Raw genomic sequence first — 15,135 nt, 5'->3', positions numbered from 1 at the left:
TTCCAGTATGTTATTTAAACTTTCCATGTCGGGGCTGAAAAGTAAGCTGAAAGATTATATCGTCTTACTTGTCGGTCTTGTCATGTCGATTTCAATTTTTTACATGTTCCAAACGTTAGCACTGAATAAAGCATTTTTAGAATCTAATTCAGTGATTAAATCTATTGGATTCGTATTCCAAGCAGGATCATTTTTATTAGCAATTATAACGTTCTTCTACATTTTATATGCAAACTCTTTCTTATTATCTCTTCGTCAAAAAGAGTTCGGTATGTATATGATGTTAGGTGCGAAAAAACATAAAGTTACATTACTTATGTTTATTGAAACAATCGTATTAGGTGCTGCGTCTCTTGCAATCGGGATTGCAGTTGGAGTAGGACTTGCAGAAGGTATTGGACAGTTATTAATGAAACAGCTTGAATTTGCTGGTGAAGGGTATAAAGCATTTTATCTACCATCTATGACTGTTACTTGCATCTTCTTCTTTGCACTATTTGTATTATCAGCAATTATGAACAGTATTAAATTGTCACGTATTTCTGTATTGCAACTAGTACATGCAGATGCACAAACAGAGCGTGTTGCAGTAAAAGGTAAAAAGACAGTTGTAGTGGCATTCCTTGCTGTTATTTTATTAGGTATAGGTTATGCATCTATGATCTATATGGAAAAACTAAAAGAGATGGGAATCCTTATTGCATTAATTACAACGACAGCTGGTACTTACATGCTATTTGGCTCACTTCTTCCAGTCATTATTAAAAAGTTAAAAAGTAATAAAAAGCGTAGTGAAAAAGGACTTAATGCTTTTACATTTGCACAATTAAACTTCCGAATTAATAGTTTAACGAAAGTACTTGCAACAGTGGCAATGTTAGTTGCACTTGGAGCTGGTGCAATTTCAGGTGGTATGGCATTTAAAAATAACGTTATAAAAATGGTAGATGGTTTAGTAATATATGATTCAGTAGTTCATAATCCAACAGCTGAAGAAAAGAAAATTTTAGATGGTATTACATTTAAAGAGAAAAGCGAATATCGTTATAAAGTTGATGATAAATACGTTTACTATGTAAAAGAAGATTTAGAGAAAAATCGTCCTTTCGTAAAAGATATGGCAAAGATGAAGTCTATGAAGGATTTAGTAAATACGAAAAAAGTTTCAGAGGAACTACCGGTAGGTGCAGTTTCTAGAGAGATGAATCAAAAAGATGCGAATACTAAAGAACTTTCAGCGGAATGGACAGATGCTTTTAGTACAATCCATCCATATTATTTATACAATGATCATGCAATTAAAATTGTAGATCAAAAAATGTACGATGGGATAAATGGTAAAGAAGGTATAGCATTTATCGGAAAAACAGATGATTTTTTAACATATAAAAAAGAATGGAAAAAACTTGACGAGTTGCAGCTAGATAAATATAAAAATGTAAAAGTTGAACAAATGGATAGTAAATATCAAGCTTATAGTGGGTTCTATGGCATTGCGAGTGGAACAGTATTTATGGGATTCTTCCTTGGAATTGCGTTCTTAGCAATGATGGCAAGCTGCCTTATGTTTAAAATTCTTTCTGGTGCATCAAAAGATATTACGCGTTATCAAATGCTTCGTAAAATCGGTGTGCGCCGTGAGTTACTAACGAAATCGATTTATAAAGAGCTATTCTTAGTATTCTTATTCCCAGCAATTGTGGGTATCGCTCACGTATTAGTTGGTATGAATATTTTCGGATTTATTTTAATCGATCCGTACTTCCGTATTTGGGTACCAATTGTAATTTTCGTAGTTATTTATGCGATTTATTACTTCATTACAGTTCAATTGTATAAAGGAATTGTTCTTCCGAAAGAAGATTAATAATAAAAACCGAGCAAAAACGCTCGGTTTTTATTATTTTCAGAAAAAACACTTTAATGTTACTGAAATGTATAATATAATGTAAGTAAGTAACGTAATATAAAAGTAGAAGTAGCTGTATAAGGAAAGGAGGAATCCAATCTGTAGAAAGAAGCTGAACTTTTATCCCCACATTTTTTTACCGCAACGTATTTATACAATCGTAAGTTTCCACATTGAAAGTTTTCAGAACCACCTGAGTATATTGTGAAAATAATGGATAACACATGGAAATCTCATAGCATGATAAGGTAAAATGGACAACATAATGAGAAAATTACCGTTCATAAGATGAGGAGAATACATGTATGGAAGTTGTAGAGGCATTAAAAGATATAAGCCAAATTGAGGCTATGAAAAAATATTTAAAAGAGCACTCCCAGCGAGATTATCTTTTATTTGTTATTGGAATTAACACAGGATTAAAAATTACAGAACTACTTAGCATGAAATTTGAAGATGTATTAAATGAAGACGGGACTGTTAAAGAGTTTTATGCTCTTCCTGTGAAAGATGAAAAATTTAAACAAGATATTTATTTAAATACAAAAGTAAAAGAAGCGCTTTTAGATTACGTACAATCTATTGGCGTTAAAAGAGAAAATTACGTATTCCAATCTAATAAAACGCCAAATTCAATTACGCGCCAACAAGCGTATCGTGTAATTCATAATGCTGCAGAAGCAGTTGGAGTTGTTGGTAAAATCGGAACGAATTCAATGCGAAAAACGTTCGGATTTCATGCGTACAAAAGAGGGATAGCGATTGCACTATTGCAAAAACATTTTCATCACGCGACTCCATCAGAGACACTAAAGTATTTAGGTATCTCAAAGGATGAGAGCTTTAAAACGGAGATTGATGTCGATTTATAAAAGCCGTAACTAAAAAATTAGGAGGCGGAAAATATGAATATTAGAGAGAGTGAACTGCCGGGTATTGGATGTAAGTTTGAAGTGATTACAAAAGGTAATGAAAAGATGGTTATCGTTATTCATGATGATGGCCGAAGAGAAATGTACCATTTTGATGCTGATCATGAAGAGAGTATTTCAAGCGTCTCTCTTCGTGATTCTGAAGCGAGACAAATTGCAGCTATATTGGGCGGAATGGTATATAGGCCACAAGCTTTAGATACGATTGAAATGGCTTTTGAGGGATTATCAATTGAGTGGTTTAAGGTGGAAAATAATGCACCAGTTGTACAAAAAACAATTGGTAGTTTACATGTTCGAAACACATATAACGTAACGATTATTGCCATTTTGAAAAAGAATATGAAGAAGTTCTTTAATCCAGGCCCAGATTCTATCATTGAAGCTGGCGATATGCTCGTATTATCAGGTGAAAGACATGAAGTGAAAAGAATTATTAATGAGTTGCTTTCAGTAGGAGGGGATTCATAATCGATGGATACTTTAATCTTTGAAGTTGGAACTGCGTTAGTATTAGTCGCTTTTGCAGCTATTCTCGCTGCAAAGTTAAAGTTCTCGATTATTCCGTTTCTTATTATACTCGGTATGCTAGTGGGGCCTCATGCCCCAGATTTAGGGCTTATCGATTTAAGATTTATTGAAAGTGGAGAAGTTATTTCCTTCCTCGGCCGTGTTGGCGTCATATTCCTCCTATTTTACTTAGGTTTAGAATTCTCAATTAAAAAATTAATTAAATCAGGAAAATCAATTGCTTTTGGGGGAACTGTTCATATATCGCTTAATTTTATATTAGGTTTACTTTACGGATATATAATGGGTTTCCCCTTATTAGAAACATTAATTATTGCTGGGATCATAACAATTTCATCGAGTGCAATTGTTGCGAAAGTAATTGTTGATTTAAGAAGATCTGGTAATAAAGAGACGGAGCTAATTTTAGGAATCATTATGTTTGATGATATTTTTTTAGCGGTATATTTATCAGTCGTTTCAGGATTAGTACTTGGAGGGGCAACATCATTTGTAGGTGCTCTTACATCTATTTTAATCGCAGTAGGTTATATGCTACTATTCTTTGTAGTTGCTAGAAAAGCTACACGGTTTTTAAATAAAATGTTAGATATTTCGTCCAATGAAATTTTTATTATTGTAATATTCGCTATTTTGTTCTTTGTAGCAGGATTTTCAGAAACGATTCATGTTGCAGAGGCAATTGGAGCATTATTACTAGGACTCGTTTTTTCTGAAACAGAGCATAGTGATCGAATTGAACAGCTTGTCGTTCCGTTTCGTGATTTCTTTGGAGCTATATTCTTTTTCAGCTTCGGTTTAAGTATAGACCCATTTTCACTTGGCGGAGCAGTGTGGTTGGCATTAGGAGCAGTTTTCATTACTCTTATCGGTAATTTTACTGCTGGAATGGTTGCGGGGCGTAAAGCTGGGTTATCGCATAAGGCTTCTACGAATATCGGTTTAACACTTGTATCACGCGGAGAATTTTCTATTATCGTCGCGAATATTGGAATTGCGGGTGGCTTAATGGCAGCGATTAAACCGTTCTCAGCTTTGTATGTTTTAATATTAGCATCGTTAGGACCTTTGTTAACGAAAGAATCTGGGAGAATATACTCGCTACTAGATAAGGTGTTTAAATGGAGTGCTAAAGAACGTGTGAAGCGAGAAAAGGAAGTTGGATAGTACAAATAAGGGTAGACTGCATGAAAATTTCATGCAGTCTACCCTTTTATATATTGTTACTGTTGTCGTTTTTTGTCGGTAAGTCGATATATTTTAATAATCGCTGATATATTTGTAGTTGCGCCGATATATTCTGATAATCGCTGATATAATCCAAGAAGCAACCAATATAAATTCATTTACCGACGAACTATTATCTGAATTTCATCAACTATTAATCAGTTGCCTTCCTATTTAAAAACGACTACAATTTTACTGTTATATATATGAACGAAAAAAATAGAATAGGAGGGGAAGCTATGCCAAGGAAAGTATGGCTATTAGTAGCTGGGATGATTATTAATGTCACGGGTGCTTCTTTTTTATGGCCTTTTAATACAATTTATTTACATGATCACTTAGGAAAATCTTTATCTGTGGCCGGAATGGTATTAATGATCAACTCGCTTACTGGTGTAATCGGAAACTTGCTCGGCGGTGTTTTATTTGATAAATGGGGCGGTTATAAATCAACTTTAGTAGGGATAGTGATTACACTTGTATCAATTTTAGGTCTTGTGTTCTTCCACGGTTGGCCGTTATATGTTGTATGGCTAGCGTTAATCGGCTTCGGTTCTGGAATGGTCTTCCCATCGATGTATGCGATGGTTGGTACGGTTTGGCCAGAAGGCGGAAGACGGGCATTTAATGCGATGTACGTTGGACAAAATGTTGGTATTGCGATCGGAACAGCATGTGGTGGATTAGTTGCATCGTATCGTTTTGATTATATTTTCTTAGCGAACTTTATTTTATACTTTGTTTTCTTCTTAATTGCTTTTATTGGATTCCGTGGTATGGAAGACAAGAAGGAGCCAGGAGTACAAAAAGAAGTGGAAATGAAAAAAGGTTGGTCACTTACACCTGGATTTAAAGCACTTCTTATCGTGTGTGTAGCATATGCTTTATGCTGGGTTACATACGTACAGTGGCAAGGAGCGATTGCAACACATATGCAAGAATTGAATATTAGCCTTCGTCACTATAGTTTATTATGGACGATAAACGGAGCAATGATTGTTTGTGCACAGCCACTTGTTAGTATGCTAATTCGCTGGATGAAGCGTTCTTTAAAACAGCAAATTATGATTGGAATCTTCATTTTTGCAGCTTCATTCATTGTGTTAAGTCAAGCGCAACAATTTACGATGTTCCTCGTTGCGATGGTAACATTAACAATAGGTGAGTTATTTGTATGGCCTGCGGTTCCAACGATTGCAAATATACTTGCACCAAAAGATAAATTAGGGTTTTATCAAGGGGTTGTAAATAGTGCGGCGACTGTAGGGAAAATGTTCGGGCCGGTCGTTGGCGGAGCAATTGTGGATTTATACAATATGGAAGTATTGTTTATAGCAATCATGGTAATGCTTGTAGTAGCGCTTATAGCAACGAGCATTTATGATAAACGAGTAAAAGTAGAAGAAACAGTTGAAGAAAAAATTGCAGTTTAGTTTGACGGAACATGTAACATGTTTTAGAATATATTTAAATAAAACAACCTTTAGAACAAGGGAGATAGCTCGGCTGTCTTAAGATGAATTCGTTAGTTATTAAGAGTAACGATTAACCGAGAAGTCCTCGCTTTAAGTAAGCTCTTAAGAGATACTAGGTGAAGGATAGTTCACGTAACTTATATGTGTAATAACAGTGAGAAGGAGTAGTAGTAATAGAAGCTGGTTTAGAGAGTTGACGGTCGGTGCAAGTCAATCCACGTTTCGTTATGAACTCGCCTTTGAGTTGCAGTTGTGAAACTAATAGTAGCAATTGCCGTTAATCCACGTTACGGATCTAAGCGAATGTATATTTGTACATTAATTTAGGGTGGTACCGCGGGAATCTATAACCTCTCGTCCCTTTTTAGGGATGAGAGGTTTTTTGTATTTTGGGCGGTGAAAATAAATAGAATTTCAAGGAGGGTATCTCATGAGCTTTAATCATCAAGAAATTGAGAAGAAGTGGCAAGGGTACTGGGAAGAGAATAAAACATTCCGTACGCCAGATGAGACAGAAAAACCAAAATTTTATGCACTAGATATGTTCCCATATCCATCAGGTGCAGGCTTACACGTAGGACATCCAGAAGGTTATACAGCGACAGATATTTTATCTCGTATGAAGCGTATGCAAGGATATAACGTTCTTCATCCAATGGGATGGGATGCATTTGGTCTTCCAGCAGAGCAATATGCACTTGATACTGGAAACAGCCCAGCTGAATTTACAGAGCATAATATTAATACGTTCCGTAACCAAATTAAATCATTAGGTTTCTCTTACGATTGGGACCGTGAAGTAAATACAACAGATCCAAACTACTATAAGTGGACGCAATGGATCTTCCTAAAACTATTTGAAAAAGGCTTAGCTTACGTTGATGAAGTACCTGTAAACTGGTGCCCAGCACTTGGTACAGTACTTGCAAACGAAGAAATCATTGACGGTAAGAGTGAGCGTGGTGGACATCCAGTTGAGCGTCGTCCGATGAGACAGTGGATGTTAAAAATTACAGCTTACGGAGATCGTCTATTAGAAGATCTAGATGAGCTTGATTGGCCTGAAAGCTTAAAAGATATGCAACGTAACTGGATCGGTCGTTCTGAAGGTGCAGAAGTACACTTCAACATCGATGGTACAGACGAGAAATTCACAGTTTTCACAACGCGCCCTGATACATTATTTGGTGCAACATACTGTGTACTAGCTCCAGAACATGCACTTGTTGCAGAAATTACAACAGCAGAACAAAAAGAAGCGGTAGAAGCTTACATTAACGCTGTAAAAATGAAGAGTGATCTAGAGCGTACAGAACTTGCGAAAGAAAAAACTGGTGTATTCACTGGTGCTTACGCAGTTAACCCAGTAAACGGTGAGAAATTACCAATCTGGATTGCTGACTATGTTCTTGCAACTTACGGAACAGGTGCTGTAATGGCAGTTCCAGCTCACGATGAGCGTGACTATGAATTCGCATCAGTATTTAATCTTCCAATGAAGGAAGTTGTAAAAGGCGGAGATATTACGAAAGAAGTGTACACAGGTGATGGTGCACACGTAAACTCAGCATTCCTTGATGGTTTAAATAAAGAAGAAGCAATCGCAAAAATGATTGAATGGCTTGAAGTAACGAGCGCAGGAAATCAAAAAGTAACGTACCGTCTACGTGACTGGTTATTCAGCCGTCAACGTTACTGGGGTGAGCCAATTCCAGTAATTCACTGGGAAGATGGTACAATGACAGCTGTGAAAGAAGAGGAATTACCATTAGTTCTTCCGAAAACAGAAAACATCCGTCCTTCAGGTACAGGTGAATCACCACTTGCTAACATTGACGAGTGGGTAAATGTTGTTGATCCTGAGACTGGTAAAAAAGGTCGTCGTGAAACAAATACAATGCCGCAATGGGCTGGTAGCTGTTGGTATTACCTACGTTACATCGATCCAAACAATAGCGAAGCACTTGTAGATCCTGAAAAAGTAAAACAATGGCTTCCAGTTGATATTTATATCGGTGGTGCAGAGCACGCTGTACTTCACTTACTATATGCTCGTTTCTGGCATAAAGTATTATACGATATCGGTGTAGTTCCAACGAAAGAACCGTTCCAACAATTATTCAACCAAGGTATGATTCTAGGTGAAAACAACGAGAAAATGAGTAAATCAAAAGGTAACGTTGTAAACCCTGATGATATCGTAGCAAGCCACGGTGCAGATACACTTCGTCTATACGAAATGTTCATGGGACCATTAGATGCTTCAATCGCTTGGTCTGAAAATGGTCTTGACGGAGCTCGTCGTTTCCTAGACCGCGTATGGCGTCTATTCGTTCAAGATAACGGTGAATTAAGTGAGAAAATTACTGACGCACCAAATAAAGAGCTTGAAAAAGCTTACCATCAAACAGTGAAGAAAGTAACAGAAGACTATGCAGAGCTTCGCTTCAACACAGCGATTTCTCAAATGATGGTATTCATCAACGATGCATACAAAGCTGAAACACTTCCAAGAGAATATGTAGAAGGTTTCGTAAAAATGATTGCACCAGTTGCACCTCATATCGGGGAAGAGCTATGGAGCAAACTTGGATACAATGAAACAATCACATATGCAAGCTGGCCAACATTTGATGAGTCTAAACTTGTAGAAGATGAAGTTGAAATCGTTGTTCAAGTTATGGGTAAAGTTCGCGCAAAACTAACAATGAGTAAAGACGCATCAAAAGAAGAAATGGAACAACTTGCACTTGAAGCAATTCAAGACCAAATTGAAGGGAAAACAGTTCGTAAAGTAATTGTTGTTCCTGGAAAACTTGTTAACGTTGTTGCAAACTAAATCATTTGAAAAAGCTCAGAGCGTTTATGTTCTGAGCTTTTTTGTATAGAAAATAATCTCAGGGTCACCTTCATCTAAGTTTTCAACTATTCCGCTACGTATAAAACCATTCGAGTTAAATACTTTCTGCATACTTTCATTCGATTCGTTCGTTGAAGAAAATATTTTTTGAGTAGGAGAATGACTTAACATATATGAGATTAACGAGCTTGCATAGCCTTGCCTTCTTTTAGTTGGTGAAACAATGATTAATGAGAGGAAAGTACAACCAAAGAAATTTGTATCGTATGTTAGAAAGCCAGAGATAGAATTTTCTTCTGTTACAATGATGCATCTGCCTTCACGGATAGTGTGCTTAATATAATTTCGTCTACTATCGTTTCCAATTACGTCAATATCTATATGGACGATTGAATCTAAATCATTGATAGAAGCCTTTGTTACATTCTTCAATATAAATACCTCCTAGAAAAAATATTCAGTTAATTAATTTTATCATGAATGAAGAAAAAGAAGCGGAATTCTAGTGCAGACAAACACCTATTCTTCTATAGGAAATATGATAAAAAAGGTAGGCTAAATTGAGTAGAAGAGGTGAAAGGAATGAAAGGGATGGACAATAATGCACCACATGGTTTCTTCGGGAGTGGATCGGATAGTTATGAACAAATGATGTTAATGGGAGGAGGACAACAAGGATACGGTGGAATTCCGAGCTGGATGGGCGGAACACCTGGAGGGTTTTCTACATCAGTAGCGGGTGTACAAACTGGAATTCCAACATTAACAGGAGGATTTCCATCATCGGTAGCCGGAGTGCAAACTGGAATCCCAACATTTGTTGGCGGAGCAGCGGGAGGAGTACCAGTAGGCGTACCAACTGCATTTCCATCTTTCGTTGGAGGAGTACAGACAGGATTTCCTGTACCGGGAGTAGGTGTTGTAGCAGGAGGAGTAGGTGGATATCCGCAAGTAGTTCACGGCTACCATGGTCATCATCACCACCATCAAGGTCAACATGGCCATCATGGACATCACCACCATCAAGGTCAACACGGCCATCATGGACATCACCACCATCAAGGTCAACACGGCCATCATGGTCATCACCACCATCAAGGTCAACACGGCCATCATGGTCATCACCATCATCAAGGTCAACATGGTCATCAGGGGCAACAAGTACATCACCACGGTCACCACCACATTCATCCGCAAGCTGTTCTTTATCAAACTCACCAAGGCCAACATGGTCACCATGGACATCACCACCAAGGCCAACATCATGGACACCAAGGTCACCACCATCACCAAGGTCATCAAGGCCAACACGGTCATCATGGGCACCAAGGTCAACAGCACCAACAGCACCAACAGCACCAACAGCACCAACAGCACCAACAGCACCAACAATATCAGCAATATCAACAACAACAACAATCCTCTCCTTGGACAGGTGGAATTGGAGCAGGAGGAGCAGGGGCAGCAGCAGGAGCAGCTAGTATTAGTGGAGCAGCAGGACACGCAGGGCACGTGGGTCATTAATGATTGGCAGAAAAAAAGCCATAATAAAAAACTGCTAGGAAATCCTAGCAGTTTTTTTCAGCTTCTTGACGCTGACGTTCAATTTCAGCACGAAGTTGTGGTTCCGGTGCTTGCCAGCCTTCTGGCTTTAGAATCTTACCGTCGCCTTCACGGAATCGAGGCTTCCCATCAGGGAATAGTTTTGCCATGTTGGCGTTGTTTACAATTTCGAATCCTTTATCTGGACGTACGCCCATTTCTGCAAACGTTCCGAATGCAAAGTAAATAAGGTCAATCAGTGCATCGTATTGATCTTCAACAGTCGTTGCCTCTAGAAATTCTTCTAGTTCTTCCTGCATAAAACTTGCACGGATTTTTGCACGCTCTTCCGTTAATTTTGTTGGAGTATTTGTCACAGGATGTCCGAATACTTCATGCATTTTCGCAACAAGTTCGTATCCTTTATCTAAACCTTTTTCGTTTGTCATGTTGTTTCATCCTTTCTTACGTTATGCCGAAGTTTATTGTAACATAAGGTGATTATGAAATGAAAAGAACATCTTATCGAAATAAGATGTTCGCTCGTTATTCTTCTTTTTTTATTAAAAGCGATGAAATAAGATCGATGCCAAAAATACCGACGAGTAACATTGGTATAACGACAAGTAAGTAACGTGTGAAGGAAACATTTTTTAAGTATGTATGAGCAAATAAAAAGACGCCGAGAAATAAAATACCATTTAAAATAGGCTTTACTAATTTTTTAGACATAAGCTCCCCCATAAATATCTTCTCTCTCTATTTGATAATAAAAAACTCCTCTCTCCGTTGTATCATGCTGGAGAGAGGAGTTCAATCATTTCTCATTCAATAACACCAGAATTTGTAATATTTACGGTGTATTTTATATGAACCGGAACATCTTTATACATTTGTCTCCATTCTTCTAATTTGAATGGGCGATAATGTTGTTTATACTTTGCACCTAGCCCGAGAGGATCGACGCCTAAAGATTTAAATTGCTTAATTAACTTAGCAGCTTGTTTATCTAATTGTTTTTGTACATCTTTTTCAATGTTTTTTGTGTTCTTGTTATTTTCTAAGTTAATTTGTTTTGATAGTTCTTGAATACGTGCATCAAGACGAACGTGAATGAAAAAAGAAGGCTTTCCGTTTTTAATTTTTATATCGTAAGTTGGAACAGAACGAATATTATTAATCATTACGTACGCAGAATCTGTTTTAAATTCATGTGAATCTAATTTATGTTTCTCTAATAGTCCTTTAAATATGAACATATCTTTTTCCGCAATTTTACCGATATATTTATCCTTTTTAAAAAGGCCAATTCCGGTAATTTTTATTTTATCACCATGCTTCTTTAGAATGGGAATATAGTAGTCTTTTCCTTCTTGATAATAGCGAAATGCTCCTATATGTAGATTATCCGCTGGTAAAGGTCCGGTCTCCATGTTATGTTCTAGCAATTTTTTTATATAAATTGCAACGTTGTATGAAGTCGAATATTTGCCTTTTAAAAGTTCAGTACCATTCCCATCTAATAAAGCAGCATATAAAGCGTTCCCTATATTCACATCTCGGAGTAATGTATCGAATGAAGTAGACATTCCTGTTTTGGCAAGTCTTATCGTATATAGAGCGACACGCATTTGTCCACTAGCAAAAGGTTGAGAAGACTCTAAAGATGTGTCTGCTTTTACTTGTTTTACCGCATTTGCACTGCCTTCAAAAACTTGAACTTTATTTCCTTTTTTTTGAATGGGACAAACGAATGTCACTTTTACTTTATTATCTTTTGCAACGTCAAATACGGATCCTTGAATAAGTTGTACATCGTCGATAATATTTTTTTGTAAACATCCAATTAGACTGAAGAATGTTATACAAGAAATAAGTATTAATTTGCTTGTGCTTTTGATTTTTTCCATTTTCTTTTCACCCACACAATAATAAATAGGATTGGGATGTATACATAAATGAGCCAAAAACTAACCTTTGATACATTACTAATAAAGTTATTAATATCGTGTCTGTTTGTTAAAAGTTGCGAAACAATGAGAGTGATAAAGATAAAAGCAATTAAAACACCCCTTTGTTTTACACGGAATATTTCATGAGTTGCTCTCATTGACGCCCATAAAGGGAGGATAAAACTTGAAATAATAACGAGTGCATAGCCTGAAATTGCAATATATTCGAGTCTTTCTATAAATGGTAATTGAATAACTTGGGTCATAGAAAGTTGGGCCCATATCGTTTTTAACAATTGTTTTTCACTAAAAAATGCAAAGGCTAAAAGGGTGCTAAATAAATATAGAAGATTTGAAAATAGTGCTCCAAACTGAGCGTATTTATGAGATTGCATAGGCTTTTTCACAAATGGATACACCATGAGGTAAATCTCAAAACCGGTCATACTGTAGATTGACAGTTGAGCGGATTTTAAAATGTCTGAAAAAGAATGTGTGAATATAGGTAGTAAATTATCCCAATGTGAATATTTCAAAACGAATAAGCTTAGAAATAAATATCCTAATGTACCACCAACAGAGATGACGCAAATACCGGTAATTACACGAAATCCAGAAGAGATAATGTAATAGCTAACTAAGCATAAAAAGAGTGTTAACATAAAGGTAGAAGCGGTAGGAAACATCCATACTTGAATAATTTCAACATATGTTCGGATGACTGAAATACTAACGATTAAAAAATAAGCCATAAAGATGATGCTAATGCCATTTCCTAGCCATTTTCCAAATGTTTGCCGATGTAAATCAACTAAATTCCCATTTGTTTCTTTTAATAAGACATACATCATCCATATAAGAATGTGGATTAAAATTCCTGTGATTATAACTCCCATCCATCCGTCGTATCCAGCGGCCTTTGCGATGATTCGAGCGAAGCCGAGAACGCCAGCACCGAACTGTGCACCGTGAATTAAGAAGAAAACAAAGATAGGAGATATTTGATATTTTTCTTGAACTTTACTCATCGAATGCACCTCATTTCTTAATCATCAAAGTCTGATCTATGCTTTGTTGAAATTCCTTTCGCTGCTTTTTTTACATGTTGTGGCCTTGCTTGTACATCTCTTGTATCAATCATTGTTAAAGGAAAACGAATCCAAGAATCTTTAACAGATTGTTGTCTTGTTGGATAAAATAAAGCGTACGGCTTGCGTAAAGAAGTGAGTCTAAATAGATGGGTAAATAAAAAGATAAATCCAAGTGAAATCCCGAAAAGTCCTCCTATTTCTGCAAATATGAGAAACGGGAAACGTAGTAATCGAACCGCATTACCCATTTTATAAATAGGTGTAATAAAGGAAGCGAGTGCTGATAGTGCAACGATAATTAATAAAATGTTACTCGTTAAACCTGCTTGTACAGATGCTTGTCCGATTACGATACCCCCTACGATACCGAGCGTTTGACCAACTTTCATCGGTAACCTCGCGCCAGCTTCTCTCAGTAAGTCGATCGCAAGTTCTAAAAAGAGTGCTTCAATTAAAGGTGGGAATGGTACTTGTGCTCTTGATAAAATTAAGGTTTCAAGTAAATCACTTGGAATAAGTTCATAATGATAATTTAAAACTGCAACGTATAACGGTGTAGCGCAAATTGAAAATAGAACGGCAATTAATCTTAAAATCCTTGAAAATGTAGCGTACATCCAGGAGACGTTATAGTCTTCTGGTGAAATGAAAAAATCAAAATAGGATACGGGTGTTAGTAAAACACTTGGAGAACCATCAACAAAAATAGCGATTTTTCCATCAATTAGTGCTTTTGTAACTCTATCAGTACGTTCTGTATTGATATAGAGAGGGAAAATCGATTTTTCACCCATTAATTCTTGTAAATAAGCACTATCATTAATTTGATCATATTCAAGAGCGCGTAATGACTCTTCTAGAAAATCTACATTATCTTTTTCAGCAAGGTTGTCTAAATACATCATGACAACTTTTGTTTTGGAAAACTCGCCGATAATCATTTCTTTTGTTTGTAAATCTAAAACAGGAAGACGTTTTCGAACTAAATTAATGTTTGTATCAATATCCTCTACGAAACCTTCTTGCGGACCAATAACAGTTGATTCGTTTAAAGGAGGGGTTGGTGCACGATAATTATCAATTGCAATGTTTGCAAGCATACATTTTTGATCTTGCTGATTCAATTGAATAATCGCATGCCCCTTTAAAACCATATCCTCAATTTTTTGTAAGTCGTTCGTAATTGTAATGCCGCTCATCGGGATATGTTCCTTAAGCTCTTCTAGTGATGCGTTAGGTCGTTCTAAAAGAGTGGGCATTAAATACTTTTGTAATTTTTCTCCATCAAGTGAAGGGCGATAGTAAGAAATCCAATAAGGCATCGTTTCATCGTCGGATGTATGATAATTTACAAAATCACTAGACTTTTTCAGCTTCTCTATTAAATTTTGTAAAGAATGAATACGATCTTTTTCTGGTTTTGTAAAGTCATAAATACTATTACCTCCAGAGCTTTGTTGCTTACTTTGAGAAGGTTCATCTTGCTTAGCGTTTTGCTGTTTATCTTGAAACGAATCACCTTGTTTAGCACTTTGTTGTTTATCTTGAGACGAATCATCTTGTTTAGCACTTTGTTGCCTATCTTGAGAGGAATCATCCTGTTTAGCGCTTTGTTG

Annotated in this window: 13 protein-coding genes and 1 other annotated feature; of the genes, 7 read left to right on the top strand and 6 right to left on the bottom strand. The window is 36.5% G+C overall.

All coding sequences use genetic code 11. The annotated features are described in order from the left end of the window. The first annotated feature begins 7 nt into the window (after positions 1 to 7). From HFD78_RS19375 to leuS, 6 genes are all read left to right on the top strand, one after another. Positions 8 to 1,867 (top strand): FtsX-like permease family protein, encoded by a 1,860-nt coding sequence (locus HFD78_RS19375; RefSeq protein ID WP_000897800.1) that lies wholly within the window; start codon positions 8 to 10, stop codon positions 1,865 to 1,867. Between the two features lie 347 nt (positions 1,868 to 2,214). Continuing rightward, positions 2,215 to 2,781 carry a tyrosine-type recombinase/integrase gene (locus HFD78_RS19370; RefSeq protein WP_000454205.1) on the top strand — a complete coding sequence of 189 codons (567 nt, stop codon included), beginning with the start codon at positions 2,215 to 2,217 and terminating at the stop codon, positions 2,779 to 2,781. Positions 2,782 to 2,814: 33 nt separating this feature from the next. Continuing rightward, positions 2,815 to 3,312, top strand: a complete 498-nt coding sequence (locus HFD78_RS19365; RefSeq protein WP_001026053.1) for a cation:proton antiporter regulatory subunit — start codon at positions 2,815 to 2,817, stop codon at positions 3,310 to 3,312. 3 nt (positions 3,313 to 3,315) lie between these two features. After that, positions 3,316 to 4,539 (top strand): cation:proton antiporter, encoded by a 1,224-nt coding sequence (locus tag HFD78_RS19360; protein WP_000380174.1) that lies wholly within the window; start codon positions 3,316 to 3,318, stop codon positions 4,537 to 4,539. Positions 4,540 to 4,838: 299 nt separating this feature from the next. Beyond that, on the top strand, positions 4,839 to 6,032 hold the full coding sequence (locus HFD78_RS19355; protein WP_001137554.1) for an MDR family MFS transporter: 1,194 nt from the start codon (positions 4,839 to 4,841) through the stop codon (positions 6,030 to 6,032). 187 nt (positions 6,033 to 6,219) lie between these two features. Next, positions 6,220 to 6,439, top strand: a binding site (T-box leader). A gap of 65 nt (positions 6,440 to 6,504) precedes the next feature. Beyond that, positions 6,505 to 8,913: a leucine--tRNA ligase gene (leuS, locus tag HFD78_RS19350; protein ID WP_000009466.1), complete on the top strand. Its 2,409-nt coding sequence runs from the start codon at positions 6,505 to 6,507 to the stop codon at positions 8,911 to 8,913. Positions 8,914 to 8,937: 24 nt separating this feature from the next. On the opposite strand, the gene HFD78_RS19345 is transcribed toward leuS, so the two are convergent. Continuing rightward, the gene (locus tag HFD78_RS19345; RefSeq protein ID WP_000800325.1) at positions 8,938 to 9,366 is read right to left on the bottom strand and encodes a GNAT family N-acetyltransferase; all 429 of its coding nucleotides are present in this window, start codon (positions 9,364 to 9,366) and stop codon (positions 8,938 to 8,940) included. Between the two features lie 150 nt (positions 9,367 to 9,516). On the opposite strand from HFD78_RS19345, the gene HFD78_RS19340 reads away from it, so the two are divergent. Continuing rightward, positions 9,517 to 10,458 carry a hypothetical protein gene (locus HFD78_RS19340; RefSeq protein ID WP_098219757.1) on the top strand — a complete coding sequence of 314 codons (942 nt, stop codon included), beginning with the start codon at positions 9,517 to 9,519 and terminating at the stop codon, positions 10,456 to 10,458. Positions 10,459 to 10,502: 44 nt separating this feature from the next. Here the strand turns inward: HFD78_RS19340 and HFD78_RS19335 are convergent, their stop codons facing one another. The 5 genes from HFD78_RS19335 to HFD78_RS19315 all read right to left on the bottom strand — a co-directional run. Next, positions 10,503 to 10,925, bottom strand: a complete 423-nt coding sequence (locus HFD78_RS19335; protein WP_000180554.1) for a pyrophosphohydrolase domain-containing protein — start codon at positions 10,923 to 10,925, stop codon at positions 10,503 to 10,505. 97 nt (positions 10,926 to 11,022) lie between these two features. Then, positions 11,023 to 11,208, bottom strand: a complete 186-nt coding sequence (locus tag HFD78_RS19330; RefSeq protein WP_000038781.1) for a hypothetical protein — start codon at positions 11,206 to 11,208, stop codon at positions 11,023 to 11,025. Between the two features lie 92 nt (positions 11,209 to 11,300). Beyond that, positions 11,301 to 12,386, bottom strand: coding sequence for a spore germination protein GerHC (gene gerHC, locus HFD78_RS19325; RefSeq protein ID WP_000411387.1), 1,086 nt, complete (start codon positions 12,384 to 12,386; stop codon positions 11,301 to 11,303). Beyond that, positions 12,356 to 13,456: a spore germination protein gene (locus tag HFD78_RS19320; protein WP_000049056.1), complete on the bottom strand. Its 1,101-nt coding sequence runs from the start codon at positions 13,454 to 13,456 to the stop codon at positions 12,356 to 12,358. Before HFD78_RS19320 ends, gerHC begins: the two co-directional genes overlap by 31 nt. 17 nt (positions 13,457 to 13,473) lie before the next feature. Beyond that, the coding region (locus HFD78_RS19315) for a spore germination protein (protein WP_238797738.1) at positions 13,474 to 15,135 on the bottom strand (1,662 nt) is incomplete at its 5' end.

The organism is Bacillus sp. EKM501B (assembly GCF_011800505.1).
Taxonomy (GTDB): Bacteria; Bacillota; Bacilli; order Bacillales; family Bacillaceae_G; genus Bacillus_A; species Bacillus_A cereus.
Note: the sequence above shows the minus strand (reverse complement) of the source record. Positions and strands in the feature narration are given on the sequence as shown.